The sequence below is a fragment of the Leifsonia lichenia genome, assembly GCF_054780215.1.
Map to the genome: position 1 here is coordinate 279,365 of NZ_BAAGWT010000010.1, position 25,049 is coordinate 304,413.

Below are 25,049 nucleotides of genomic sequence, written 5' to 3' on the forward strand. Positions count from 1 at the left end.
ATCCGATCATAAACGGAACATGGTTCCGTTTAGCTCACTCTACGCGGAACAGTGTTCCGATCACAAGAGAGACCCTGTATGCCGACCCGCGAGACCCCCGCCGCGCTGCCCGAGCGGCCCCGGATGCGCGCCGACGCCCGCCACAACATCGACGCCCTCGTGCTCGCAGCGAAGGCGGTGTTCGCCGAATCGGGCGTGGATGCGCCCGTGCGGTCGATCGCCGAGCGCGCCGGTGTCGGCGTCGGCACGCTGTACCGGCACTTCCCCCTGCGCTCCGATCTCATCTCCGCCGTGTTCCGACGCGAGATGGACGCGTGCGTCGACGCGGCCGCCGAGATCGAGGCCGGCTTCCCGCCCGGCGAAGCGCTCGACCACTGGATCATGCGCTACACCGAGTTCGTCGCCACGAAACGCGGTCTCGCCGCCGCCCTGCACTCCGGCGACACCGCGTACGAACCGCTCGCGGAGTACTTCTCGACGCGCCTCACGCCCACGCTGGCGCGCCTGCTGGCCGCTGCGACCGCATCCGGGGATGTGCTGCAGCGCGTCGAGCCTGCCGAGTTCCTCGGCGCGGTGGCGAACCTCTGCCACGGTGCCGGTCCCGCCTCCACTAGCGGCTCTGGTCAGGCCGAGCGGATGGTGCGGCTGCTGCTCGCGGGGTTGCGGACGAGCGGCGACTGACCGCCGTCGTCCACAACGGAACGACCTTCATCGGCGGGATCTCTTCTTCTCCGGGGAAATCGCAAAGTTGAGTACGGCCTTCACACGGAGAGGCCGGCGCATCCTGTCGCGGTGCGCGCGTAGCCCAGGATGAGTTCCCGAGCGCGGCGCGGGCTGGCCGAACGGTTGCCGCTGATGATGTGCAGTTCGTAGGCGTCTTCCAGGGCGACGAGGTTCTGCGCGATGTCGATGATGGGGCCGGCGAGCACGAAGTGGCCCTGGGCCACTCCCAACTGGAGGGTCGCGAAATACAGAGCCACCTGTCGCTCGTACAGCGCCTGAAGCAGAGGACCGGCTGTGGGCCGGCCACGCCGGAACAGGTCGATGTCGTGCATCGCGATGACGAGGGCGTCGTCCTCACTCCGCGGGACGCCGGCGTCGACCATCGCCACGAGCTGCTCACGGGCGTCGGCGATGTCAGCGAGAGCCTGCAGGCGCGTCGTGTAGAAGCGGTCGCAGGCCCACGTGTACACGTCGTCGATCAGTTGGTCGAGGTCGTTGAAGTGATAGTGGACGGTGCCCGTCGAAACACCGGCCCGCTCCGCCACATCCTGAACGCGCAGGTTGGCGATGCCGCGATCGCGGATCGCGTCGAGAGTCGCGAGGATGAGCTGGTCGCGACGCTGCACCGTCTTCTTCGCGTTGGCCATACGCTCATCCTCGCAGGCGGCGGTCACGGCGCAAACTGTGCGACGCGGCCTTCCGCGATCAGACGGGACACCCGCTCCACCGGCAGCCCCTTCACGTCCTGCCGATGGCCGACCATGTCCTCGCCTGCGACGAGGACATTGAGCACCGCCTCCTCTGTCGCCTCGACGACGCCGGTGTAGAGCGGGTCGATCCGGCCCCAGGGCACCGAGTGCAGCCGGTCGAGCTCGACGGCCTCGCCCTCGGCGGGGAAGCGGCTGGCGAGAGCACCCCGGTTCGCCGTCGAGAACGCGAGAAAGACATCGCCGGAGAAGTGCGATCCGGCCGTGCCGGTGCGCGCGAGCCCCAGGGAGACCCGGCGTGCGAGCGCCGTGCACTGTCCCGGCAGGAGCGGCGCGTCCGTCGCGACCACGACGATCACGCTGCCGGCACCCTGCGGGGGCCGGTCGGAGGTGAGGCCTGCGCCGGTCTCCCGTGCAGCCTCCGTTGTCAGGGTCTGCCCGACAGGAACGCCGCGTACGGTCAACTCGCTCATCTCGCCGAAGTTGGCCTGCAGGAAGACGCCGACCGTGTATTCGGCGTCGCCGATCTCGACGCGGCGAGACGCCGTGCCCGAGCCCCCCTTGAAGCCGTAGCAGATCATGCCGGTGCCTCCGCCGACCGCGCCCTCGGCGATCGGCCCGCCGTGCGCGTCGTTCAGCGCGTCGACGGCGTGGTGAGGGCGGACATGCAGCCCGTTGATGTCGTTCAACCGTCCGTCCCAGGTCTCGGCGACCACAGGGAGCAGCCACTGATCGGCAGCGCCAGGAACCGTGTCGAGCATCCACCGGATGGCACCTTCGTGTGCCGCTCCGACGGAGTGGGTGTTCGTAATCAGCACGGGGGTGCCCAGGCTGCCGGACTCGGCGATCCACACCGATCCGGTCATTTCTCCGTTGCCGTTCAGCGAGTGCACTCCGGCAGCGACCGGGTCCGCCGCGCCAGACCGCCCGCGCGGCAAGATCGCCGTGACCCCGGTGCGGACGATCACGCCGTCGCGCTCGTCGCTGAGCGTGCTGTATCCGACCTCCACGCCGGGCACATCGGTGATGGCGTTGTTCCCGCCGGGGCGCCCGCTGTCGACGAGTCCGTTTTCGCGTGCGCGGGTCATGCGTCCTCCAGTTCCTCATCGGCTGCAGCCGGGAGCGTCCAGCGGTCGGGCTTGCCGCGCAAATACACGAGGTAGTAAACCACTCCGACGACGAATATGCCGAGGGCGACCAGGACAGGCACCCAGTCCGCGATGACGGACATCACCAGGATGACCACGGTGGCGACCGTCATCAGGATGGGCGCGACCGGCCACAGAGGCATACGGTACTCGGCACTGTCGGTCGAGTGGTTGATGCGGCCCACCAGGGCTGCGAGACCGACGAGCGCATAGAGGATGACAATGCCGGCGCTCGTGGCGACGAGCAGCACCGGGAAGGGCACGAGCCACAGGCAGAGGGCAGCGACGACGCCGACGATGATCGTCGCGACGACCGGCGTCTTCAGCTTCGGATGGATTCTGCCGAGTGGCCGGTTGATCGCGTCCGGCCACGAGCGATCCCGTGCCGAGGAGAACAGTGTGCGGCCGAACTGCAGGATGATCGCAAGCACCGCGTTGATGACGGCGATCGCAATGCCGACGCTGACGAGCGTGTTGACGACGGAACCCGCGCGGTCCGTGAGGAACTCCGTCATCGGCGAGGGCGAAGCCACGAGCTTTGCCATGTCGTCCGTTCCAAGCAGCACCGCGATGAGCGGCACCAGCTCCGCGATCACCGCGATGGCGAGCGACCAGAGAATCGCCCGGCCGATCGTCGAGCGCGCGTTCTTCGTCTCTTCTGCGTAGTAGACCGCGGCACCGTACCCGTTGAACGCGAACAGCGCGGTCGAGGTGTATGAAACGATCAGCCCGGCTGCCGCCGGGACGAGAATGCCGCCCGGTCCGCTCGTCGTCGCGGTCCAGAGCACCGAGATCGGCTGGCTGACATGGAGGAATCCGACGAGGGTCAACACGACCAGTGCGGCGATTTCGAGCAGCAGGAAGATGCCGGTCACGAGCGCGTTCGTGCGGATACCGAAGCAGGCGATCACGGTGGTGGCGAGGATCACGACGATCCCGACCCATCCACCGCCGAGCGCGCTGGAGAGCACGCCCAAGTACTGGCCGGCGCCCGAGGCGATGACGCCGATGATGAGGATGCCGCTGACGAGGTTCATCAGGAACAGTCCGAAGCCCCACGGCTTGCCGAGTGCCCGCGCGACGAACGCGTACTCGCCGCCCGTGATCGGGAACGCGCTGGAGAGTTCGGCGTAGCAGAGAGCGACGAACATCCCGACGATGCCGGCGATCACGAACGCGAGCGCCGACGCCCCGCCGATCCCGTTGATCACGGCTGGCACGATGATGAACACACTGGATGCGGGTGTGACCGCCGACAGGGTGATCAGGATGTTCTCCTTGAACGTCAGCCCTCGCGAGAGTTGCTGTTCGTACTTCGCCGCGTCGGGAACCGTGCCGGGTGCCTTGGCTCCCATCGCCTCGGCCGCTTCGCCGAGGTCGCCCTGCAGTGCTTCGCTCATCGTCGAGCCTTCCAGTCGGTGGGTAACTGACTGCCGAGTCAACTCTTTCCAGCCCGTTAAGTCAATGATTAAATGCTCACCGCGACGAAATCTGACCAGTGCGTCAAGCTTCGCATTGGAAAAGCCGTCCCCACCACTCCGGCTGGCAGGGGATCTCCGACGCGCGCTACACTCGCGACATGCGGATCGTCGTGGCGGGCACGCACGCCAGCGGGAAGAGCACGCTCATCTCTGATTTCGTCCTCAGGCATCCGGAGTTCGCGGTCCTGCCCGATCCGTTCGAGCTCGTGGACGAGGCGTGGGACGCCCCGGGCGCTGGCATGTTCGCTGCCCAACTGCGCATCGCCGCAGACCGCCTCCTCGACGACGATCTCGGCAAGGACGTCATCGCGGAACGCGGACCCGTCGACTTCCTGGCGTACCTCCTCGCACTGGCCGAGTTGTCGGGGGTTCCGGCCATGGACGATCTCGTCGAACGGGCGACGGCCCTGACCACCGCAGCGCTCGACCGGGTCGACGTGCTGGTGGTCCTCCCCCTCACCGCGAGCGACCCCATCCACGTCACCGCCGACGAAGACCCCGAGCTTCGGGCCGCGATGAACGACATCCTGCTGGAGCTCGTTGACGACCCGGCCGTCATCGGCGACCGGGTGACGGCGGCCGAGATCACCGGCGACCCCGCCGCGCGGCTGGCCGCGCTGGAGGCGGTCGCCGGCCTGGCACCGCGCGACCGGCGCTTCTAGAGACATCCGGCGAAGCTCGGGCTAGGACTCGCGTCTGACGGCGTAGTCCGACTACTCGACTTTCACCGTACGACCCGGCCGTGTTGTTCAGTCGAAGATGACCGTGACTTTCTCGGCTGCGCCGGGGGTCGCTGCCAGGGTCAGGGCGTCGAGGGCGCGGTCGAAGGGGATGCGGTCGCTGACGATGAGCTCGTATTTCTGCCAGTTCTCGACGATGTCGTCAGTGACCTCGAAGATCTCGGTGGGGTATCCCATCGCGAACACGACAGTGAGTTCGGTGGCGAGGATCGCACCGAAGTCGAGTTCGACCGGCTTCTTGTGCACGGCGACGATCGCGAGCGTTGCGCCGCTCTTGGCGCTGGCCGCGACGGTCTGCGGCACCACCGCAACGCCCGCCGCGTCGAGGTAGATGTCTGTACCGGGCCGGGAACCGCGCACCATCGGCGTCGAGGCGTCACCGTGGAGTTCGACCAGACGGGCGGCGACGTCCTCGGTCGCCGAGTTGATGACCGCGTCCGCGCCGACCTGCAACGCCTTCTCCAACCGCTCGGGCAGCACGTCGATCACGACGATGTGTCGCGCGCCTTTGCGTCGGTAGCCGAGTAGTGCGCCCAGGCCGATCGGCCCTGCACCGAAGATCGCGACAGTGTCGCCGGCCTTGACACCACTGCGGTTGACCGCGTGCAGCGCGACAGCCATCGGCTCGTTGAGCGCCGCGACCTCCCACGGCACGTGGGCCGGAATCGTCTTGAGCTGAACACCGGGCCGATAGTCGCGGACCACGACGTAGGGGCTGAGAGCACCTTGCGCTCCCCCGGAACCGAGCAGGCCGTCACTGAACTTCATGGTGTCGATGACCACATGGTCTCCGACCGCGACGCCGGTGACGCCCTCGCCGATTGCGACGACTTCAGCGGCCGGCTCGTGCCCGAGGGGTGTCGCCCCTTGGCGGGGCGGGATGCCACCGATCTGCGTGTAGAACGCGTCGGAACCGCAGATTCCGCACGCCTTGACCTTCAGAAGCACCTCGCCCGCACCTGCGGTCGGCTGGTCGATCTCGACCCACTCCGCGCGGTTGGGACCGGTCACGTTGACAGATTTCACGGGGAATCCTCTTTCGTCGGGACGGCTTGTCGGGCTGGTCGCCGAAGGCCATGGCTATTAAACTAACACTGTTCGGAAAATAGCTGAGAAGGGGTTCGATGCCGAAACGCGGACGCGGCAGGCCGAAGAGCACGTCGCACGACGATATCCGTGACATCGCTTTCACCCTCTTCGCCGCCAAGGGCTATGCCGCAACCTCGCTGTCCGAAATCGCGGAAGCAGCGGATGTGAGCCGTACGACCCTGTTCGCCTACTTTCCAGCGAAGCGCGACCTTGTGTGGGATGAGGTCGACGAGCGACTCGTCCTGGCGCGGGAGTCGCTGGGGACCAACCGAGCACGCTCCGTTGTCGACGCGGTCGTGGACGCGATGGTTTCCGTCGCATCCCATGCTGCCGACGAGCACGCCGCCCTCGCCAGGCGTTACCGCGTCGTTCGCGACGACGCAGAACTGCGCGCGGTCGCGGCGCTGCGTTGGGAGGAGCTCGCAGAACTGCTCGCTGAGGGAGCCGCCCAATCGGCGCCCCCCGCGGATCGAAGACTCGTCGACCATGTCGTGCGAGCCCTCATGGCCGTCGCCGCCCGCTGCACCGACGAATGGTCAGCGCTCCCAACAGCGACCGAGAGCCTGGATGAATACACGGCGCGCCATCTTCGGCCGTTCGCCGACGCGCTGCGACCCCTTCTCGCGTAACTCGAAGGACTCATCGACGAGAAGCAGGTGCGCAAGTATTCGTGCTCGATCTGTGCGCAACACATGCGCAACCTGTGCGTAAAAATACGCCTACGATCAGCTATTTAATGCTGCGGAGGGCGTGGGATTCGAACCCACGAGACATTTCTGCCCACCAGTTTTCAAGACTGGCTCCATCGGCCGCTCGGACAGCCCTCCTGGCGCCGGCGCAAACCGGCGTCGCCCGATTCTAACGGACGGGGGGAAGCGCGCCGGGCACGGCCCCGCGCATCCCGTTCCGCTCGCCTAGTCGGAGAACGGCTTGGAGCAGGTGCGCTGGTCGGCGGTCTGGCCGTGGACGTCCGACGGCAGGTCGACCGCGCCGGACGAGGACTGCGTCGGAGCGTCCGTCGACGGCGTGCCGGTGGCCGGGGTGCCCGTTGCAGGAGCGCCGGTGGCGGGAGCGCCCGTGGCAGGCGCGTTCGGGTCGGCCTCGGAGCCGACGCCGGTGTCGCCGGTGAGCGTGATCGGCTGGTCGTTCTTGAGCGCTGTCATCAGCGTGTCCGCCGCGTCGGTGCTCGGCGCGACGCCGTCGCCCTCGTAGTGGTTGGGGTACTGCACGAACACCATCTGGGTGAGGTCGATGTTCTTCAGCGCCGCGGCCATCGAAGCGATGGTGGTCACGTTGTTCAGGCTCTCGGAGAGCTCGATGTTGGTGGTCGCCGCCTTCGCGAGGCCGTAGACCTTCACCGGGTTGGAGAGGGTGTCCGCGCTCTTGATCGTGCGCACGAGAGACGAGAGGAAGACCTGCTGGTTGCTGATGCGGCCGAGGTCGGAGCCGTCGCCGACGCCGTGGCGGGTGCGGAGGAAGGCGAGCGCCTGCTGGCCCTCGAGCGTGTTCTGGCCGGCCTTGACATCCAGGCCCGTGTACGGGTCGTTGATGTCGCCCGCCACGCAGACGGGAACACCGCCCACCGCGTTGGACATCTCGATCACGCCGTCGAACTCGATGACGCCCGCGTACGGGATGTCGAGCCCGGTCAGCTTCTGCACCGTGAGAACCGTGCAGGCGAGACCGCCGTAGCTCAGGGTGTTGTTGATCTTCTGCTTGCTCATCGCGTCGAAGCTGCCGCCCTTGGGGTCCGGGCAGGACGGGATGGAGACGTACATGTCGCGGGGGAAGCTGATGACCGTGGCCGTCTTGTGGTCGGCGGAGACGTGCAGCAGCATCGTCACGTCGTTGAGCACCTCGCCGCGCTCACCGTACGCCGCATTGCCTCCACCGCTGTCGCTTCCGGCGAGGAGCACGTTGAACGCGCCATTCATCGCGCCGACCTGCGGCACGACCTCTTTGCCCTTGGCGTCGACGAGCTTCACCGACGGCTTGAGGCCGGCAGCCACATCCCACACCGCGTATGCGGCGACGGATGCGGTGCTCACGCCGACGACGGCGACGATCGCTGCGAGCATCCCGAGCAGGAAGCGGAGCGGGTGGCGCTGCGTGAGCCGACCGTGGCGTGCGATGCTCGGACCAGCCGACACTTCTTTCGCACGCGCCTGGGCGCGGGTGGGCAACTCGCTCATTCACTTCCTTCGATGAAATCAGGGGTTTTACGCGCTCAGAGTCGGCGCGCACTGCCCTCCAGATTTACAGATCAGCCTGGCAAACCTCTGGACAGCCACGCCGGAAATGCTGATCAGAACCACGTTGAGTGGGATCAGAGCGAGTCGAGCAGCCGCGCGAGACCGTCTTCGACCACCGGCTCCGTCACCCGGTTCGCGACGGCTTTGACGTCGTCCGGAGCCTGGCCCATCGCGACGCCGAGGCCCTCCTGCGCCGCCCAGGTGAGCATGTCGATGTCGTTCCTGCCGTCGCCGACCGCCACCACCCGCGACAGCGGGATCCCGAGCTGCTGACGCACCCGCTCCAGTGCGGTCGCCTTGTTGACGCCGTCCGGTGCGATGTCCAGCCACGCGGTCCAGCCGATCGAATAGCTCACCTTGTGCAGCCCCATCCGCTCCACGATGTCGAGGAACTCGTCCTCGTCGTGCTGCGGCGAGACGACGACGACACGGGTGGCGGGATGCGCGGACAGCTCCTCGAAGGAGACCTGCACAGCGTTCACCAGCTCCCAGTCGGTCATGCCCTCGGTGTAGCGGCGGAACCCTGTCGCGTCCTCCACCATGAAACTGCCGCTCGGAAGATACGGCCGGATGGTCTCCAGCACCTCCGTCGGGTCGAACACCTCGACGAACTCGCGCCGGTAACCCTCATCGACGGTGTCGTCGCGCTGCATCGTGAGAGCGCCGTTCGCGCAGACGACGTATTCGCTGGTCAGCCCGAATGTCGCATGGATGCCCATCGCCGTCTCCCAGCTCCGGCCGGTGGCGAGCATGACTTCGTGCCCGGCGTCGCGGACGCGGGCGACAGCATCCCGGACGGCGGCGCCGATCGTCTCGTCCTCGTGGATCAGGGTGCCGTCGACGTCGAGTGCGATCAGCAGGCGGCCGTCGGCGGCCTGGTCGGTGGCGCTCACCGTGCGATCGGCTCCAGGATCTCGAGCCCGCCCAGGTATGGGCGCAGCGCCTCCGGCACGACAACGGAGCCGTCGGCGCGCTGGTGCGTCTCCAGCAGAGCGACGATCCAGCGTGTGGTGGCGAGAGTGCCGTTCAGGGTGGCGACCGGGCTGGTCTTGCCGCTCTCGGTGCGGTACCGGATGTCGAGGCGGCGGGCCTGGAACGTGGTGCAGTTGGAGGTGGACGTGAGCTCGCGGTACGCATCCTGCGTCGGCACCCACGCCTCGACGTCGAACTTGCGGGCGGCGCTCGACCCCAGGTCGCCTGCGGCCGTGTCGATCACGCGGTAGCTGAGCCCGAGGGCCTGCAGCATCTCCTCCTGATGCTGCAGCAGGCGGGCGTGCTCGGCCTCGGCCTCCTCCGGGAGCGTGTAGACGAACATCTCCAGCTTGTTGAACTGGTGCACCCGGATGATGCCGCGGGTGTCCTTGCCCGCCGAGCCCGCCTCACGGCGGTAGCAGGTGGACCAGCCCGCGTAGCGCAGCGGCTCCGTCACATCCACGATCTCGTCGGCGTGGTATCCGGCGAGCGCCACCTCGCTCGTGCCGGTGAGGTAGAGGTCGTCGGCCGGGAGGTAGTAGATCTCGTCGGCGTGCGCGCCGAGGAAGCCGGTGCCCTGCATGATCTCCGGCTTGACCAGCGTCGGCGTGATCATCGGGATGAACCCGGCGCCGACCGCTTTGTCGAGCGCCATGTTCATGATGGCGAGCTCGAGGCGGGCGCCGACGCCGCGCAGGTAGGAGAAGCGCGCGCCGGAGACCTTGGCTCCGCGGGCCATGTCGATCGCGCCGAGCAGTTCGCCGAGTTCCAGGTGGTCGCGCGGCTCGAAGTCGAACGTCGGTTTCTCGCCGACCGTCTTGAGGAGCACGAAGTCGTCCTCGCCGCCGGACGGGACGCCGTCGATGATCGGGTTGCCGATGCGGCGGAGCACATCGTCGAAGCGCTTCTCCGCCTCGTTCGCTGCGGCCTGCGCCTCCTTCACCCTCCCGGCGAGGCTCTGCGCCTGCGCGACCAGTTCCTTCTTCTCCTCCTTGGGAGCGGCGGCCACCTTCTTGCCGAAGGCGTTCTGCTCAGCGCGCAGCTCCTCGAACGCCGAAATGGATGCGCGGCGCTCCTTGTCGGCCTGCAGCGCCTCGTCGACGACCTCGACGGAGTCGCCCCTGGCCTCCTGCGAACGCTTGATGACGTCGGGGTGCTCACGGAGAAGAACTGGATCGATCACGGGTTCAGCTTATCGAGGCGGCGCTGGAGGTTCGGGGCGTTCGCCGTGGAAACAGGTAGCGTGAGCTTCGTGAACGATCGGGGAGCGGGGACGGCGGCAAAAGCAGCCGTCGTCTACAACCCCATCAAGGTGGACGTCGCCCGGCTGAGATCGGCCGTCGACGCGGCCGCGACGAGCGCTGGCGTGCGCGACGTCCTCTGGCTCGAGACAACAGCGGACGAGGGCGGTCAGCAGCAGACACGGGATGCGCTGGCGGACGGGGCGACGCTGGTCCTGGCCGCGGGAGGCGACGGCACGGTGCGCGCCGTCGCAGAGGCGCTGCGCGACAGGGACGCCGACCTGGCGATCATCCCGTCCGGCACTGGCAACCTGCTGGCCCGCAACGTCGGCATCCCGTTCGCGCGCCTGGAGGACGCCTGCGCGGTCGCATTCGGGGGTGCGACCAGGCGGATCGACCTGGGTGTCGCATCGATCACGGCGAAAGACGGCGGCATTCACGAACACGTGTTCCTCGTGATGGCCGGGCTCGGCATCGACGCGACGATGATCGCCAACACCCGCCCCCGCCTGAAACGCCGCCTCGGCTGGCTGGCATACGTGGATGCGGGCTTCCGCGCCCTCCCGAAGGCGCAGAAGGTCCGCGTCAGGTACACGCTCGATGGCGGGACCACCCGCACCGCGCGGGTGAGCACGATCCTGGTCGCCAACTGCGGCAGCCTGCCGGGCAACATCGAACTCATCCCCGACGCGGCTGTCGACGACGGCGCCCTCGACATCGCGGTTCTGCAGCCGAAGTCGCTGTTCGGCTGGCTGCTGATCTGGCGCAAGGTCACCTGGGAGAACCGCGTCCTGCGCCGCAGCGCCGTCGGTCAGAAGATCATCCGCTTCACCGATCGTGCGATCCGCACCGAGCTGACCTATCTGCGCGGCGCGTCCGTGCGCCTCACCGTCGAGCGCCCCGAGCCGTTCGAACTCGACGGCGACGGCTTCGGCGACGTGATGGCCGTCGGCCTCACCGTCGACCACAAGGCCCTGCGGGTCCGGGTCCCCGCCTAGCCAGCCGTCGAGTCCGAGCGCGTTCACACCACCGGACGGCGCGTCGCGGGATCTTCTTCGGACTCGATGGATGCGGGCGGGCGGCGCGACGACAGGAGGGTCAGCCCCAGCAGCACCACGAGTGTGGCGAGGCCGACCGTGATGAGGGGACCGGCGAGCATCCACCCCAGTTGGCTGAAGACGAGGCCGGTCACGTCGGCGCCGGACGTCGGGTTCGTGTACGAGGTGAAGACCGACATCACGTAGAGCAGGATGCCGAGCGCGACCAGGCCGGCACCGACCAGCCACAGCGTGAGCACGGCGCGGTTGCGGCGCGGGGAGAAGTCGGTCGTCTCGAGGATGCCGCCCCTGCGCACGGGGAGCACGTCGGGCGTCGCTGGACCGTACGCGGCGAGTTCGGCGTCCGCGCGCTCGCGTTCGACCTCGATCTCCCAGGAGTCGGGGGCGACGACGGCACGGGATGCGGGCGCCTCCGTGACCGGGGATGCCGGCGCTGGCGCCGCGGCAGCCGAGAATGCGGGCGAGGTCGCGGCCCTCTGCGAGCTCGGCGGGATCGGTGGCCAGACCGGCGCGGGGTCCGCCACCGTCGCTGCGGCTGCTCCTGCCGTCGCGGGGGCTGGGCGCTCCGCGCCGCGCTGTCCCGGCCGCTCGAACGGCGTCGGAGCCGCTGGGGCGTTCTGGCCGGTCGCGGCGGCGCTCGCGGTGGCGCTCGCCCCCGCATCCCGCACCCGGGTGCGCGGCCGCTCCCCCGGCTTCGGCTGATACCCGCGCTGAAACGCCGGGTCGTAGCGCGGGTCGAAGTCGCCGCGCTCTGCGGTGTCCCGGTTCGCGTCGTCCACGGCCATCGTGCCTGCTCCTCGCTCGGAACTCACAACTCTTCTGGCTCGCAGCCTACCCCTGGGCGGGCGCGCTGTCCGGGGTGGTGAGCGACGCGAGCCAGTCCCGCGCCTCGGTGAAGACCTCGTCGCGGTAGCGGCGGTCGTAGTCGACGGAGACCTTGTCCGCGCGCGGGTACGAGCCGAGGAAGATCACGGCCGGGCTGAACCGGCGGAGGCCCAGCAGCGCATCCGCCACCCGTTCGTCGTGGATGTGGCCGTCCGCATCGATCACGAACCGGTAGCGGCCGAGGGCGTCGCCGATCGGGCGGGACTCGATGAGGCTCAGGTTGATGCCCCTGGTCGAGAACTGCTCCAGCAGGTCGAGGAGGGAGCCGGGCCGGTCGTCTGGGAGCTCGGCGATGAGGCTGGTCTTGTCCGCCCCGGTCGGCGCTGGGACGCTCCGCTCCGTGCTGACGAGCACGAACCGCGTGACCGCGTTCGGGTTGTCGCCGATGTTCTCGGCGAGCACGGTGACGTCGTGGTGGTCGACGATTCCGGGCGGTGCGATGGCGGCGTCCGCCGTGCTGCCCTCGAACAGGGATGCGGCGGCCGCGACGTTGCTCGACGCCGGCAGGTGCCCGTGCGCCGGCAGGTGCTCGTCCAGCCACAGGTGGCACTGGGCGTACGCGACGGGATGCGCGTTGATCGTCTTCACGTCGGCGAGCGTGGTGCCCGGCCTGGCGACCAGCACGAAGTTGACGGGGACGAGGTACTCGCCCACGATGCGGAGCCCAGGGACCGTGGCCAAGGCATCCTGAGCCACGGACACGCCGCCCTCGATGGAGTTCTCGATCGCGATCATCGCGGCGACGCTGCGGCCGGAGACCACGTCGGCGAGAGCCTCGCCAACGTTGTTGACCGAGCGCCAGTGCTTGCCCCGAGCCTCTGGCACCTGCGCCAGCGCCGCCTCGGTGAACGTGCCGGACGGGCCGAGGAAGCTGTAGACCTCGTCGACGGACGCTGGCAGTTCGGCGGTGGGCTCGGCGGGATCGACGGCGTCTGGCATGGCGATCAGCTTAGCCAACCCCATTCCTCACAGAACGAAGTTCTCCACAACCTTGCGCAACCCGCTGGCGCAACGCATCCCGAGTGGAAGGATGGGTGCCATGAACGAACGAGCTGGCACCCCCGCACAGGCCTCCGACCTGGTCGACGTCGATGCGCTCCGGCGCGCGTACTACGAGCTGAAGCCGGATGTGAGCATCCCGGAGCAGAGGGTGGTGTTCGGCACGTCCGGCCACCGCGGCAGCTCCCTGAACACGGCGTTCAACGAGAACCACATCGCCGCCACCACGCAGGCCATCGTGGAGTACCGCGCATCCAAGGGCATCACGGGGCCGCTGTTCCTCGGCGCGGACACGCACGCGCTGAGCGAGTTCGCGACGACCACGGCCCTCGCCGTCCTGGTCGGCAACGAGGTGCGCGTGCTGGTCGACGAGTTCGACGACTGGGTGCCGACGCCGGCGCTGTCGCACGCCATCCTGCGCTACAACAGGGCCGGCCACTCCGATCAGGCGGACGGCATCGTGGTCACTCCGAGCCACAATCCGCCCGCGGACGGCGGCTTCAAGTACAACCCGCCGCACGGCGGACCAGCAGACACGGATGCGACGAGCTGGATCGCCAACCGCGCCAACGAGCTCATCGCCGACGAGATGCGCGGCGTTCGCATGAGCGAGCCGAGCGCGGTGGAGACGTACGACTTCCGCGGAACGTACGTCGACGACCTCAAGAACATCATCGATGTGAAGGCGATCCGCGACAGCGGCATCCACATCGGGGCCGACCCGCTCGGCGGGGCGAGCGTCAACTACTGGGCGGCCATCGCCGAGCGCTACGACCTCGACCTCACGGTCGTGAATCCGACGGTCGACCCCACCTGGAGCTTCATGACGCTCGACTGGGACTCCAAGATCCGCATGGACCCGTCCAGCCCGTCCGCCATGGCGTCGGTGCTCGCGCACAAAGACGACTACGACATCCTCACCGGCAACGACGCCGACGCCGACCGGCACGGCATCGTCACGCCGGACGGCGGCCTGATGAACCCCAACCACTACCTCGCGGTCGCCATCGACTACCTCTACCGCACGCGCACAGAGTGGCGGAAGGACGCAGCGGTCGGCAAGACCCTCGTCTCCTCCTCGATCATCGACAGGGTGGCCGAGTCGCTCGGTCGCCGCCTGTGGGAGGTGCCGGTGGGCTTCAAGTGGTTCGTCCCCGGCCTGATCGACGGCTCGGTGGGCTTCGGTGGCGAGGAGAGCGCCGGCGCCAGCTTCCTCCGCTTCGACGGCTCGGTCTGGACCACAGACAAAGACGGCATCCTCCTGGCCCTGCTCGCCAGCGAGATCCGCGCGGTGACCGGCAAGACGCCGTCCCAGCTCTACGCGGAGCTCACCGAGAAGTTCGGCGACCCCGTCTACGAACGAGTGGATGCGCCCGCCAGCCCCGCAGAGAAGTCCGCCCTCTCCAAGCTCGACGGCGAAGCGATCACCGCCACCGAGCTCGCGGGCGAGCCGATCACCGCCAAGCTCAGCCGCGCACCCGGCAACGACGCAGCCCTCGGCGGCGTCAAGGTCGAAACCGCGAAGGCCTGGTTCGCCGCCCGCCCGAGCGGCACGGAGAACGTCTACAAGATCTACGCGGAATCCTTCGACGGCGGCGACAACCTGCGCGAGGTGCAGGAGGAGGCCAAGCGCATCGTCTCGGAGGCGCTGGCGGGAGCGTAGCCGAGCCGCGTAGGTCCGTCCGGCTCAGCGCCCGCCCAGCGGCACCGAGGCGGTCGGGCCCACGCGGCCGTCGCCCGCGTAGCGGACCTGCACGGTCCACCGGCCGATCCCTGCCCACCAGGGGAGGTCGCCCTCCCAGTGGCCGCTGGCGTCGAGGGTGAGCGTTGACCACGAGCCGGAGGCGGCGAGACGTCCTTCGACCTGGGCTCCTGGGAGGCCGGTGATCGTGAGCCTGGTGCCGTCAGCGCGGCCGTCGAGCGTGAGGTCGGGTGCGTCGAGGTCGACCGTCACGGGTGCGGCCGGGGAGAGCTGACCCTGGGCGTCGGTCTGGGTGACCGACAGCGCGGTCGTCCCGGTCCCGAGGTCGGTGAGCGGCGGCGCCGTCCAGGCGCCGCTCGCGTCCGCCGTGGCCGTGACCGTGACTGCGCCTCCGGCCGCCGTGATCGCCACCGTCACCCCAGGCGCGGCCGTGCCTGACAGGATCGGGAAGTAGCGGCCGCCCGCGGTGTCCACGTTCGAGACGACCGGCGCAACGGGCGGCGCGGGACGCCTGTCGATCAGCAGCGTGAGGGTCGCCGCTGTCGATGTGCCGTCCGCCGTGGACTGGACGACGGAGAGCGTGTGCGTGCCGTCCTCGAACGCGCCGAGCGGGATCGTGAGCGTCCACGCTCCCGACGCGTCCGCCGCCGAGGTCGCTGCCGCGGTGCCGTCGAGCGAAGCGGTCAGCGTGGCGTGCGACGCGCCCTTTCCTCTCACGTCCAGCGTTGCGGCCGAGGTCTTCACGGCCGCCGTGGGCGACGGGGAGACGATGACCGGCGCATCCGGAACCTGGGGTGTCGGAGTCGAGGTGGGCGACGGCGTCGAGGTCGGAGTCGGAGTCGACGACGGTGACGACGACGGTGACGGCGACGGGGTCGGGGTCGCTGTCGGCGCGGGTGAACGCGTCGGCGTCGGCGCCTCCGGACCACTGCTCGCGGGGGCGGGTTGTGACCCGTCAGCGATCGGCTGGTCTGCCGGTGCCGGATCTGCCGGTGCCGGGTCGACGGGCGCCGGAACCGCGGGAACCGGGGTCGGCGTCGGCAGCGCGCCCGGAGATGCGGCTGGCGTCACCGTCGCGGGCGACACGGGCGACGATGGATGCGCGGAGCTCTCCGCTGCGGCCGGCGCCTCCGCCGGTGCGTTCGCGACAGCGGCGAAGACAGCGACTCCGGCCACGACGATGGCACCGACCACGAGGCCGGCACCGACCAGAACGGCCGTGCCGGACACCGCACCCGCGCTGCCACCGACCCCGGCCACTCCCGCGCCACCGCTCGCCGCACCGCCGCTCGCCGCACTCCCACCAGACGCACTCCCACCGGACGCACTCCCACCGGCCGCACTCCCACCGGACGCACTTCCACTCGCCGAAGCACTCCCCGACGCCCCGGCACCGCCACCAAGCGTCCCGACCCCGCCAAGGGTCGCTGCCGTCGCCGCGCCGCCTGCGCCGCTCGTCGACAGCCACGCCGTGTACGCCACCGCGCCGCCGACTCCCGCGGCCAGCGGTAGCAGCGCGAGCCCCACCTGACGGTTGGCCTCGCCGGCGTCGCGGGCGGCCGTCGTGCAGTCCGCGCATCCATCGAGGTGCTGCTGGATGCGGGCGCTCGTGCGTTTGGCGGCCTTGCCGCGCAGGTGGGCGCCCAGGTGGTCGATCGTCCACCGGCACTCCGAGTCGGCGGGGACAGACGCCAGGTGGGCCTGGATCCAGGCCTGGCGGAGACCTTCGCGCGCCCGGTAGGCGAGGGCGGCCGCCGAGTTGGCGCTGATGCCGAGCAGGGGGGCGAGTTCGCGCGGGGCCAGTCCCTCCACCTCCGTGTACCAGAGCACCTCCTGCCACTCTGCGGAGAGGGTGCGGAACGCCGTCATCGCCAGCGAGCCGTCGAGGGCGGCGAGTTGCGCATCCTCGCTGAAGCGAGGGTCCTCGATGAGGTCGGCGTCGTCGACGGGGATCTCGCGGCGCGCCCGTCCCCAGCCGGCGGCGGTGTTCCTGATCGTCGTGAACAGGTACGGCCGGAACGCGGCCGTTGGCCCGCCGCCCGACTCGATCGCCTTGAAGATGCGCGCGAACGACTCGGAGACCAGGTCGTCGGCGTCGAGGGACGGACTGTGCGAGCGCGCGACCGCCAGCCCTGCGGAGGCGTGGCGGCGCCACAGTTCCCCGTAGGCGTCGCGGTCGCCAGAGCGCGCCTGCTCGACGAGCTCCCCATCTGAACGGCCTGCGACGTCTCGTCGCGCGCCGAAGAGCGCTCTCGCCATGTGTTTCAACCTCCGGGTACAGGTGATGCAGCGAACCGCGCCCCTTCGGGAGGGCGAACGGTCCCAACGGAGGAGAGACGGACCGAACCCGCGATCATGATGCGATCTCGGCGAATTCTCAGAAATGCGCCTCGCGGGATGCTCCGTCCCGGCTCGTACGGCCTCCGGCTGCTACTGCCCGTTCTCCCTGCGCACCAGGTCGTCCAGCGCCTCGAAAGCCCGCGCAACTCCGGCGCACCGCTGCACGTCGCCGGACATGGCGAGTTCCGCGGCGATCAGCGAGACCCTGCTGCGCGCATCCACGAGCCCGCGCAGGTAGGCGTCACGCTCTGCGGCGGTTCGCACATCGTTGACGAGCTCGCCGCTGCGAGCAGCGCCCGCGAGCCTGCACTCGATCGCCGGCACCACCACGCTCAGGTCGCGAAGCGACTCGGAGAGCAGCACGATGCCGTCGCAGTCGTCCACGTATCCGCCCGCCAGCCCGACGAGCACGTTTCCGTGACGAGACCAGCGGACCAGTTCTCCGACAAGGGGATGATCGACGGCCGGCACGATTACACCGTCGCGCTGGCGAGCGCGGCCATCAGGCTGAGCAGGGCGATGACAGCGACGGCGACACCGGCGCCGACGACGATGGATGCGCGCCAGCGCTCGACAGCGGACACGGACGCCAGCTCGGCCGCCTCCAGGCGCGCGTCATCGAGTTCGGCTCTGAGCTCGGCGAGCGTCTTGCGCTGCTGGCCGAGCACGTACGGAGCATCGCCGTCCGGGATGGTCATCGGGTACCTTCATCGCTTCTGGGGTCATCCGACGGCCACCGGCCGCCGTCACACGAAGAGACGCAGAATCGTCGCGCCGATGACGCGGCACTCCGAAGAAATACCGCTATGACGAAATACAGTTACGGCGAAATGCAGTTACGGCGAAATGCAGTTACGGCCAAACCGCTACGGCCCGTAGCTCGTGCCGCCCGGCACACCGAAGAACTCCTCCAGCGTGGTCACACCGGTCTGGTGGAGCTGGGTGGCCAGCGGCACGCCGATGTAGCGGAAGTGCCACGGCTCGAACGTGAAGCCGGTCACCGGCACCTTGTCGGCCGGGTAGCGCAGCAGGAAGCCGAACCGCCACGCGTTCGCGGCGAGCCACTCCCCCTGCGGCGTCTGCGCGAAGCACGCGGAGAGCGAGCACTTCGCCGGGACGGCGCTGATGTCGACCGCCAGGCCGGTCTGGTGCTCGCTGCGCCCAGGCCGCGCCGTGTCGGTGTCGGCGAACGCCTGACCGTTTCTCGCGACGTCGTCGTTGTACACCCGCACCTGCGAGTCATACGAGCGGTATGCACTCTGCACGGAGAAATCGAGACCGGCTTCCGTCTTGCCCGCCGCGAACAGGGAGACCAGTGCGGTGGCCACCTCCTGTCGCATCGGCTGGCGGTTCACGTACTGCACCTCTGGGTACACGAGGTCGGCCGGCACGTACTCCTGCGGTTTCAGAGCGCGAGCCTTGTTGACGACGACCCAGGTGCTCGCCGGGTCGTCGATCGACTGCGCGGTCTTGTCGAAGCCGACGATCAGCGGAGTCGGCGTCTCCGACGGCGTCGGGCGGGACGGCGCCGGGGACTGTGTCTGGCGCGGCGGCTTCGCGTGCGGGGAGCCAGAGCGACGTGGATGTTCGGCCGCCGTCGCCCCGCCTGTCGCGCATCCACTGAGGGTCGCGGCGACGATCAGCGCGCCACCGAGCAGTGCGGCAGCGGTCGCAGGCGCTCTGCGTGTCCGAAGGTCCCCCAGGTTCACGCGCTGAGCCTAACCCGTCGCTGCGTCGGAGTACGGGCACGAACGGCCGAATCGCAGCACTCGCCCAGCACCTGTGCAGGTGAGGCAGAGCGCTGGCGGAGCCGCAGCGGAACCGCTCAGCAGGCTACTTGGAGAGGCTCCAGAAGTGGCCGACGGCTCCCGGGTGCTCGACCGTGATCGTGTTGTCGAGGTCGCGGTAGTCGGTGTCCTCGTTGTGGCCGACCATCTTGATCACGATCTTGCCGTCGACGTGCTCGACTGCGGAGACGATCTGCACGTGGTCGAGGGAGTCGTTGTCGTTCCAGTCGAACATCACGATGTCGCCGACCTTGATGTTCTGGCGCTGGTCGAGCGGGTACTCGGTGAGTCCGAGGGATGCGGCGTTGGCCTGGAAGTACGAATCCATCGCCGGCACGTAGCCCCAGGCGGGGCTCCAGTCTGCCGCGGCGTTCTTGTTGTACCACTCGTCGTTCATCTGCCAGCCGCGAGCGATGAGCGTCTGGCTGACGAAGTTGGCGCAGTCGCCGCCGACCGGGTTGAGGTCGCCCCACTCGGCGGTGTTGTAGTTCTTCCAGTACGTCATCGCGTACGCGAGCTGCTTGTCGACCGGCGTTGCCACTCGGTAGTCGTAGGCCTTGTCACTGGATGCGATGGCTTTGCCGTTCTTGCCGGTGAGCGCCACATCCACTGACCCCGCCTGGAAGTTGGCGGCGGGAGGAACCACGGCGACGACCTTGCTGTCGCTGGTGTGGGTGACGGTGGCCTGCTGGCCGCCGATCTGGACGCTCTTCACCTCGTCGAGGTTGCTGCCGGAGATGGTGACCGTGCCGGAGCCGGAGACGCTTCCCGCGGCGGGCTTGATGGTCGAAATGCTGGTTCCCTGCGTGGTCGGGGTCGCTGCGCCCGCGACGGCTTTCGTGACGGGCGAGGGCTCGCCCGCGCATCCGGTGAGGATGAGCGCGGTGGCCGCGGCGAAGCCTGCCACTGCGAGGAGGCGGCGGGAGGAGGAGGAAGGGGACTGGCGGTGCATAGGACCTTCAGATCGATGGGGGCGTCGGATTCGGGTCTCCGTCCACGGTACGCCTCATTCTTAGGCGTGACCTGTGCGGGGGTCAGGTGTTCGCCGAATCCGTTCTATACATCCGCATGAACGTGCGGCAGGGCGGCCGGCGTTCGCCCGTGGCGAACGTTTACCGATGACAAGTACTTCACGTTGCTGAAACACTCGCACTGGGTGTAACTTTGCACTCTCCGCAAATTTCTTTTGTGCCCCCACACCGGTGTGACTCCCGTGGCTCGGGCGTCCCCACTCAGACTCTCGACTCGGAGATTCATGTCAAGCCAAGCATCCGCGGCCCCGGCCGCACCGAGGAACGCGATCATGACGCACCGTCAGATCCTGTTCGTCATTTTCGGCCTCATGGCCGGTATGTTCCTGTCAGCACTCGACCAGACCGTCGTCGGAACCGCCATCCGCACGATCGGTGACGACCTGCACGGCCTCAGCCAGCAGGCCTGGGTCACCACGGCCTACCTGATCGTCTCCACGATCGCCACACCGATCTACGGCAAGCTCTCCGACATCTTCGGTCGGCGCCCGCTGTTCATCCTCGCCATCGTGATCTTCGTCGTCGGCTCGTTCGCCGCGTCGTTCTCCACCTCGATGATCGAGCTCGCGGTGTTCCGCGCCATCCAGGGCCTCGGCGCCGGTGGCCTGATGTCGATGCCTCTCGCGATCATGGGCGACATGCTCGCCCCGCGCGAGCGCGCCAAGTACCAGGGCTACTTCCTCGCCGTCTTCGGCATCTCCAGCCTCATCGGCCCGCTCGTCGGCGGCCTGTTCGCCGGCGCGAACGAGATCCTCTGGATCGCCGGATGGCGCTGGGTGTTCCTCATCAACGTGCCGATCGGCGTCGTCGCGCTCATCATCGTGCTGCGGTTCCTGCACCTGCCGAAGCGGGACCGCGGCTCCGCCCGCATCGACTGGTGGGGCGCGACAGCGGTCGTCGTCGCGCTCGTCCCGCTGCTGCTCGTGGCGGAAGAGGGCCGCGACTGGGGCTGGGGCAGCGCAGGCGCCATCGCCTGCTACGTGATCGGCGCCATCGGCATCCTGGCCTTCATCTTCATCGAGATGGCCATGAAGGACGACGCGCTCATCCCGCTCAAGCTGTTCCGCTCCTCCACCTTCTCGATGGCCACCATCATCGGTGTGTTCGTCGGCTTCGGGATGTTCGGCGCCATGCTGACCCTGCCGCTCTACCTGCAGCTCGTGCTCGGCGCGACGCCCACGGAGTCCGGCCTGCAGATGCTCCCGATGATCCTCGGTCTCATGATCTCCTCGATCGCGTCCGGCCAGATCATCTCGCGCACCGGCCACTACCGGCAGTTCCCGATCATCGGGACGGCGCTGCTGTCCGGCGGCTTCTTCTACCTGACGTTCCTCAAGTTCGACAGCTCGTACTGGTTCATCGCCGGCGCCATGCTGCTCATCGGCCTCGGCCTCGGCCAGCTCATGCAGACGCTGACCATCGCCAGCCAGAACTCGGTCGGCCTGAAGGACATGGGTGTGGCGACCAGCGCATCCACGTTCTTCCGTCAGATCGGTGGAACGCTGGGCACGGCCGTGCTGCTGTCGCTGCTGTTCACGGTGATGCCAGGGAACATCCAGACGTCGCTGAGCGACAAGCAGACGCTGACCAACGCTCTGGATGCGGCGCTCACCCCCTCGGTGGCGAGCGCTCCGGAGAACAAGCAGATCATGGACACGATCTACACGAAGATCGTGACCCCGCTCGAGGCCAACGCACAGAAGGCCGCGCACGACGCGGGCGTCGCTCAGCTCGTCGCCAAGGGCGTTCCCGCCGATGTCGCCGCTGCGCAGGTCCCCGCGGCGCCGATCGACTTCTCGAACGCCGACCAGCGTTCGCAGGTCGTCGACCAGGCACTGCCTGCCGTTCAGGCGAACCTGAAGAAGTCCAGTTCGGCCGGTGGCGCGAGCCTCGACGACACGTCGTTCCTGAACGGCGCCGACAAGCGGCTCGCGAAGCCGTTCCTCGTCGGATTCAACCAGTCGGCCATCGAGGTCTACTGGGTGGCGCTGATCGTGGTCCTGATCGCGTTCGTGCTCACCTGGTTCTTCAAGACGCCGCCGCTGCGGGCCAAGTCGGCTCTGCAGGAGGCAGCGGACAACGCGGCGGACGCCGCCGATGCCGACGCCAAGGCCGACCGCGAGCGCGTGCTCGCGGGGACCACGGCGTCGGAGGCCGACGAGGAGCTCGACACGGGCATCCTCGCCCACCGCGCGGCCGACGACTTCGGCGCCCTGATCGAGCCGGGAGCCGACACGGCCTCCCTGCGCGCGCAGCGGCCGAATCCGGCGACGGACTAGGTCGTGTCGGTGGCCGCGGAAGCGGCCACGCAGGCATCGCGTCAGCAGCGGCCGTCGCCCTTTCGGGCGGCGGCCGCTCTGCGTTATGGTGCCGGGATGGGCGGCCGAGGCGACATGAGCGGTGACTCGGGTCGCACATCCGGAGTGCCCCGCATCACGCAGGCGGAGCTGACCTCCCTGCAGGCGACGCTGGTCGCCTCACTGACCGGTCGCGTGCTCGAGATCGGTGCAGGAAGAGGCGCGAACTTCGACGCCCTCTCCCCCGAGGTCGACTGGACCGGTCTCGAACCGGTAGGTCGATTCCGCACTACACTGGCCGAGCGCGCAGCCGGCCACGGCAGGCATCGTCCGCCAGCGGATGCCTGCGCCGAGCGCCTGCCCGTCGACGATGGCAGCGTGGATGCGGTGCTCGCCACGTTCGCGCTCTGCTCGGTAAGCGACCTTGGCGCCGCCCTGAGCGAGGCCCGTAGAGTGCTGCGGACAGGAGGGCGCCTCGTGTTCGTGGAGCACGTGGCGAGCCTGTCCGGCCCCGTGCGCGGGATGCAGTCGCTCGCGTCCCCGATCAGCGCCGCGCTCGACCACGGCTGCCACTGGAACCGCGATCCCGTGGCCGCTGCCGCGAAGGGCTTCGTCGCAGACGAAGTCCGCCGGGTGCACGTGTCAACCGGCGTGCTCGGCCTCGCGGTGTCCTGCGTCCTCTACGACGGCCACCGCACGTAGCCGACTCCGTTCGGACGGAAGTCGCGGCCGCCACGCCGCGCGGAACTCCGTTCGGACGGAACTTCCGGCCGCCGCCGCGCGGAACTCCGTTCGGACGGAAGTCACCACCGCGCCGCGCAGAACTCCGTTCGGACGGAAGATCCGGCTGCCGCCGCGGGGAACTCCGTTCGGACGGAGTCGCGACGGCCATGCCGCGCGGAACTCCGTTCGGACGGAAGGTCCGGCCGCCGCCGCGGGCGGTCCGGCTGGTAACGATTCGGTCACGACCGACGAGCTCCGAGCACCGCCGCGGGCGGGCGCGGAGGTGGCTCCCGCGCATCCCGAGGCCGCGGAATTGTTGGGCGAGACGCGGAATCGGGGCGCGACCGGCCGCCGGGATCGCATTTCCCCGGAAAGACGCGGATGAGAGCGCGACCACGGTTGCGCTTGACAGCCGCCGCAATGCCTGCATATTCTCTCTGTCAACCCGTGAGAGCGCTCTCACAACACCAGGTGAGAGCGCTCTCATCGGCACCACACCAGACCACGCACACAAGGGAGTGACCGTGAAGTTCTCACGACGCACCAAGGTTGTCGCCGCCGTTGCAGGCGCCGCATCCTTCGCCCTCCTCGCCGCAGGATGTTCATCCAGCGGTGGAGACGGCGGCAGCAGCTCGAACCCGATCACGTTGACCGTCACCACGTTCGGCACGATGGGATTCGACAAGCTCTACTCGCAGTACGAGAAGGAGCACCCGAACATCAAGATCAAGGCGACCAACATCGACACCGGTGACAACGCCCTGACCGACTGGCAGACCAAGGAGGCGGCCGGAAGCGGCCTCCCCGACGTCCAGGCCGTCGAAGAAGGCTGGCTCAGCAAGGTCATGCAGGTCTCCACCGACTTCAACGATCTCAAAGACTACGGAGCCGACAAGATCAAGGACCGCTGGGTCGACTGGAAGCTCAAGCAGGCCACCGACAAAGACGGCCGCATCATCGGCTACGGCACCGACATCGGGCCGGAGGGCCTCTGCTACAACGGCAAGCTGTTCGCAGCGGCCGGACTGCCGAGCGACCGCGACTCCGTCGCCAAGCTGTTCGGCGGCGACAGCGCCACCTGGGCGGACTACTTCAAGGTCGGCGAGCAGTACAAGGCCGCCACAGGCAAGCCGTTCTACGACCAGTCCGGCTTCCTCTGGAACGCCATGGTGAACCAGCAGCCGGAGGGCTACTACACCAAGGACGGCAAGCTCAACATCGAGGACAACTCCACGCTCAAGGGCCTGTGGAGCCAGCTCGCCGGTGGAGCTGCTGCCGGCCTCTCCTCCAACCAGACCCAGTGGGACTGGGGCAAGGGTAAGGCGTTCACCGACGGCTCGTTCGCCACGTTCGTCTGCCCGGGCTGGATGCTCGGTGTCGTGCAGGGACAGGTCAAGGCAGGCGGCGGAGACGCATCCACCGGCTGGGACTTCGCCAACGTCTTCCCCGGCGGCGCAGCCAACTGGGGCGGATCGTTCTTGACGGTCCCGAAGCAGTCGAAGCACCCCAAGGAGGCCGCTGACCTCGCCGCGTGGCTCACCACCGCCAAGACGCAGGTCGCCACCTTCCAGGCGGCAGGCACCTTCCCGTCGGTGACCGCGGCGCAGTCCGACCCCGGCGTGACCGGTGAGAGCGACCTGACGAAGTTCTTCAACAACGCACCCGTCGGCCAGATCCTCGCCGAGCGCGCGAAGGGCGTCGTCGCCCAGTACAAGGGACCGGACGACTCGGTCATCCAGTCGCAGGTCTTCGGCCCGTCCGTGCAGGAGCTCGACTCCGGCAAGGCCAACGGCGACCAGGCCTGGGCCAACGCGATGAAGCTCCTCAACCAGCTCGTCGTCAACAAGTAACCACCAGCACCGATCGGGCCCCTG

The 25,049-nt window shown here is 68.6% G+C and carries 22 protein-coding genes and 1 tRNA gene; 8 read left to right on the forward strand and 15 right to left on the reverse strand.

The window, feature by feature from the left end; all coding sequences use genetic code 11:
* Positions 1–78: 78 nt before the first annotated feature.
* Entirely contained in the window at positions 79–681 is a 603-nt protein-coding gene (locus tag ACYVGI_RS18640) for a TetR/AcrR family transcriptional regulator (RefSeq protein WP_460634074.1), read from the forward strand.
* Positions 682–761: 80 nt separating this feature from the next.
* Here the strand turns inward: ACYVGI_RS18640 and ACYVGI_RS18645 are convergent, their stop codons facing one another.
* From ACYVGI_RS18645 to ACYVGI_RS18655, 3 genes are read right to left on the reverse strand one after another with little or no spacing between them, the layout of a single operon-like run.
* Entirely contained in the window at positions 762–1,370 is a 609-nt protein-coding gene (locus tag ACYVGI_RS18645; RefSeq protein WP_460634075.1) for a TetR/AcrR family transcriptional regulator, read from the reverse strand.
* Positions 1,371–1,393: 23 nt separating this feature from the next.
* Complete coding sequence (locus tag ACYVGI_RS18650; protein WP_460634076.1) at positions 1,394–2,518, reverse strand: DmpA family aminopeptidase; 1,125 nt, start codon at positions 2,516–2,518, stop codon at positions 1,394–1,396.
* Positions 2,515–3,978, reverse strand: a complete 1,464-nt coding sequence (locus tag ACYVGI_RS18655; RefSeq protein WP_460634077.1) for an APC family permease — start codon at positions 3,976–3,978, stop codon at positions 2,515–2,517. The genes ACYVGI_RS18650 and ACYVGI_RS18655 overlap by 4 nt, the downstream gene beginning before the upstream one ends.
* 179 nt (positions 3,979–4,157) lie before the next feature.
* Here ACYVGI_RS18655 and ACYVGI_RS18660 point away from each other — a divergent pair, with 179 nt between their 5' ends.
* A complete protein-coding gene (locus tag ACYVGI_RS18660; RefSeq protein WP_460634078.1) occupies positions 4,158–4,721 on the forward strand; it encodes an AAA family ATPase in 564 nt (187 codons plus the stop codon).
* 87 nt (positions 4,722–4,808) lie between these two features.
* Here ACYVGI_RS18660 and ACYVGI_RS18665 read toward each other — a convergent pair whose 3' ends face one another.
* Positions 4,809–5,825 carry a zinc-dependent alcohol dehydrogenase gene (locus tag ACYVGI_RS18665; protein ID WP_460634079.1) on the reverse strand — a complete coding sequence of 339 codons (1,017 nt, stop codon included), beginning with the start codon at positions 5,823–5,825 and terminating at the stop codon, positions 4,809–4,811.
* 98 nt (positions 5,826–5,923) lie between these two features.
* Between ACYVGI_RS18665 and ACYVGI_RS18670 the strand changes: the two genes are divergently transcribed.
* On the forward strand, positions 5,924–6,517 hold the full coding sequence (locus ACYVGI_RS18670) for a TetR/AcrR family transcriptional regulator (RefSeq protein WP_460634080.1): 594 nt from the start codon (positions 5,924–5,926) through the stop codon (positions 6,515–6,517).
* Positions 6,518–6,630: 113 nt separating this feature from the next.
* Here ACYVGI_RS18670 and ACYVGI_RS18675 read toward each other — a convergent pair.
* The 4 genes from ACYVGI_RS18675 to serS form a co-directional block, all read right to left on the reverse strand.
* Positions 6,631–6,715, reverse strand: a tRNA-Ser gene (locus ACYVGI_RS18675).
* An 87-nt stretch (positions 6,716–6,802) separates the two neighbouring features.
* Positions 6,803–8,080 carry an LCP family protein gene (locus ACYVGI_RS18680; protein ID WP_460634081.1) on the reverse strand — a complete coding sequence of 426 codons (1,278 nt, stop codon included), beginning with the start codon at positions 8,078–8,080 and terminating at the stop codon, positions 6,803–6,805.
* Between the two features lie 134 nt (positions 8,081–8,214).
* Positions 8,215–9,033: an HAD family hydrolase gene (locus ACYVGI_RS18685; protein WP_460634082.1), complete on the reverse strand. Its 819-nt coding sequence runs from the start codon at positions 9,031–9,033 to the stop codon at positions 8,215–8,217.
* Entirely contained in the window at positions 9,030–10,295 is a 1,266-nt protein-coding gene (gene serS, locus ACYVGI_RS18690) for a serine--tRNA ligase (protein ID WP_460634083.1), read from the reverse strand. Before serS ends, ACYVGI_RS18685 begins: the two co-directional genes overlap by 4 nt.
* Before the next feature lie 69 nt (positions 10,296–10,364).
* On the opposite strand from serS, the gene ACYVGI_RS18695 reads away from it, so the two are divergent.
* The gene (locus ACYVGI_RS18695; RefSeq protein ID WP_460634084.1) at positions 10,365–11,351 is read left to right on the forward strand and encodes a diacylglycerol/lipid kinase family protein; all 987 of its coding nucleotides are present in this window, start codon (positions 10,365–10,367) and stop codon (positions 11,349–11,351) included.
* Positions 11,352–11,374: 23 nt separating this feature from the next.
* Here ACYVGI_RS18695 and ACYVGI_RS18700 read toward each other — a convergent pair whose 3' ends face one another.
* Both ACYVGI_RS18700 and pheA read right to left on the reverse strand, forming a co-directional pair.
* Positions 11,375–12,196 (reverse strand): hypothetical protein, encoded by an 822-nt coding sequence (locus ACYVGI_RS18700; protein ID WP_460634085.1) that lies wholly within the window; start codon positions 12,194–12,196, stop codon positions 11,375–11,377.
* 46 nt (positions 12,197–12,242) lie between these two features.
* Complete coding sequence (pheA, locus tag ACYVGI_RS18705; RefSeq protein WP_460634160.1) at positions 12,243–13,235, reverse strand: prephenate dehydratase; 993 nt, start codon at positions 13,233–13,235, stop codon at positions 12,243–12,245.
* Between the two features lie 100 nt (positions 13,236–13,335).
* On the opposite strand from pheA, the gene pgm reads away from it, so the two are divergent.
* Positions 13,336–14,958 (forward strand): phosphoglucomutase (alpha-D-glucose-1,6-bisphosphate-dependent), encoded by a 1,623-nt coding sequence (gene pgm / locus ACYVGI_RS18710; RefSeq protein WP_460634086.1) that lies wholly within the window; start codon positions 13,336–13,338, stop codon positions 14,956–14,958.
* A 24-nt stretch (positions 14,959–14,982) separates the two neighbouring features.
* On the opposite strand, the gene ACYVGI_RS18715 is transcribed toward pgm, so the two are convergent.
* The 5 genes from ACYVGI_RS18715 to ACYVGI_RS18735 form a co-directional block, all read right to left on the reverse strand.
* On the reverse strand, positions 14,983–17,256 hold the full coding sequence (locus tag ACYVGI_RS18715; RefSeq protein WP_460634087.1) for a sigma-70 family RNA polymerase sigma factor: 2,274 nt from the start codon (positions 17,254–17,256) through the stop codon (positions 14,983–14,985).
* 171 nt (positions 17,257–17,427) lie between these two features.
* Complete coding sequence (locus ACYVGI_RS18720) at positions 17,428–17,808, reverse strand: hypothetical protein (RefSeq protein ID WP_460634088.1); 381 nt, start codon at positions 17,806–17,808, stop codon at positions 17,428–17,430.
* Between the two features lie 2 nt (positions 17,809–17,810).
* Positions 17,811–18,035 carry a hypothetical protein gene (locus ACYVGI_RS18725; RefSeq protein WP_460634089.1) on the reverse strand — a complete coding sequence of 75 codons (225 nt, stop codon included), beginning with the start codon at positions 18,033–18,035 and terminating at the stop codon, positions 17,811–17,813.
* A gap of 168 nt (positions 18,036–18,203) precedes the next feature.
* On the reverse strand, positions 18,204–19,046 hold the full coding sequence (locus ACYVGI_RS18730; protein ID WP_460634090.1) for a M15 family metallopeptidase: 843 nt from the start codon (positions 19,044–19,046) through the stop codon (positions 18,204–18,206).
* 124 nt (positions 19,047–19,170) lie between these two features.
* The gene (locus tag ACYVGI_RS18735; protein ID WP_460634091.1) at positions 19,171–20,076 is read right to left on the reverse strand and encodes a DUF1287 domain-containing protein; all 906 of its coding nucleotides are present in this window, start codon (positions 20,074–20,076) and stop codon (positions 19,171–19,173) included.
* A gap of 351 nt (positions 20,077–20,427) precedes the next feature.
* Here ACYVGI_RS18735 and ACYVGI_RS18740 point away from each other — a divergent pair, with 351 nt between their 5' ends.
* From ACYVGI_RS18740 to ACYVGI_RS18750, 3 genes are all read left to right on the forward strand, one after another.
* The gene (locus tag ACYVGI_RS18740; protein WP_460634092.1) at positions 20,428–22,434 is read left to right on the forward strand and encodes an MDR family MFS transporter; all 2,007 of its coding nucleotides are present in this window, start codon (positions 20,428–20,430) and stop codon (positions 22,432–22,434) included.
* 114 nt (positions 22,435–22,548) lie between these two features.
* Positions 22,549–23,154 carry a class I SAM-dependent methyltransferase gene (locus ACYVGI_RS18745; RefSeq protein WP_460634093.1) on the forward strand — a complete coding sequence of 202 codons (606 nt, stop codon included), beginning with the start codon at positions 22,549–22,551 and terminating at the stop codon, positions 23,152–23,154.
* Between the two features lie 545 nt (positions 23,155–23,699).
* On the forward strand, positions 23,700–25,025 hold the full coding sequence (locus ACYVGI_RS18750; RefSeq protein WP_460634094.1) for an ABC transporter substrate-binding protein: 1,326 nt from the start codon (positions 23,700–23,702) through the stop codon (positions 25,023–25,025).
* Positions 25,026–25,049: the final 24 nt, after the last annotated feature.

What these genes read in the sequence shown, in the direction of transcription:
- ACYVGI_RS18735 (WP_460634091.1), bottom strand. Translation starts at nt 20,076, where the DNA reads ATGCACCGCCAGTCCCCTTCCTCCTCCTCCCGCCGCCTCCTCGCAGTG.
- ACYVGI_RS18655 (WP_460634077.1), bottom strand. Translation starts at nt 3,978, where the DNA reads ATGAGCGAAGCACTGCAGGGCGACCTCGGCGAAGCGGCCGAGGCGATG.
- ACYVGI_RS18645 (WP_460634075.1), bottom strand. Translation starts at nt 1,370, where the DNA reads ATGGCCAACGCGAAGAAGACGGTGCAGCGTCGCGACCAGCTCATCCTC.
- ACYVGI_RS18650 (WP_460634076.1), bottom strand. Translation starts at nt 2,518, where the DNA reads ATGACCCGCGCACGCGAAAACGGACTCGTCGACAGCGGGCGCCCCGGC.
- ACYVGI_RS18660 (WP_460634078.1), top strand. Translation starts at nt 4,158, where the DNA reads ATGCGGATCGTCGTGGCGGGCACGCACGCCAGCGGGAAGAGCACGCTC.
- ACYVGI_RS18745 (WP_460634093.1), top strand. Translation starts at nt 22,549, where the DNA reads ATGAGCGGTGACTCGGGTCGCACATCCGGAGTGCCCCGCATCACGCAG.
- pheA (WP_460634160.1), bottom strand. Translation starts at nt 13,235, where the DNA reads ATGCCAGACGCCGTCGATCCCGCCGAGCCCACCGCCGAACTGCCAGCG.
- ACYVGI_RS18725 (WP_460634089.1), bottom strand. Translation starts at nt 18,035, where the DNA reads ATGACCATCCCGGACGGCGATGCTCCGTACGTGCTCGGCCAGCAGCGC.
- ACYVGI_RS18700 (WP_460634085.1), bottom strand. Translation starts at nt 12,196, where the DNA reads ATGGCCGTGGACGACGCGAACCGGGACACCGCAGAGCGCGGCGACTTC.
- ACYVGI_RS18670 (WP_460634080.1), top strand. Translation starts at nt 5,924, where the DNA reads ATGCCGAAACGCGGACGCGGCAGGCCGAAGAGCACGTCGCACGACGAT.
- ACYVGI_RS18715 (WP_460634087.1), bottom strand. Translation starts at nt 17,256, where the DNA reads ATGGCGAGAGCGCTCTTCGGCGCGCGACGAGACGTCGCAGGCCGTTCA.
- ACYVGI_RS18640 (WP_460634074.1), top strand. Translation starts at nt 79, where the DNA reads ATGCCGACCCGCGAGACCCCCGCCGCGCTGCCCGAGCGGCCCCGGATG.
- pgm (WP_460634086.1), top strand. Translation starts at nt 13,336, where the DNA reads ATGAACGAACGAGCTGGCACCCCCGCACAGGCCTCCGACCTGGTCGAC.
- ACYVGI_RS18740 (WP_460634092.1), top strand. Translation starts at nt 20,428, where the DNA reads ATGACGCACCGTCAGATCCTGTTCGTCATTTTCGGCCTCATGGCCGGT.
- ACYVGI_RS18680 (WP_460634081.1), bottom strand. Translation starts at nt 8,080, where the DNA reads ATGAGCGAGTTGCCCACCCGCGCCCAGGCGCGTGCGAAAGAAGTGTCG.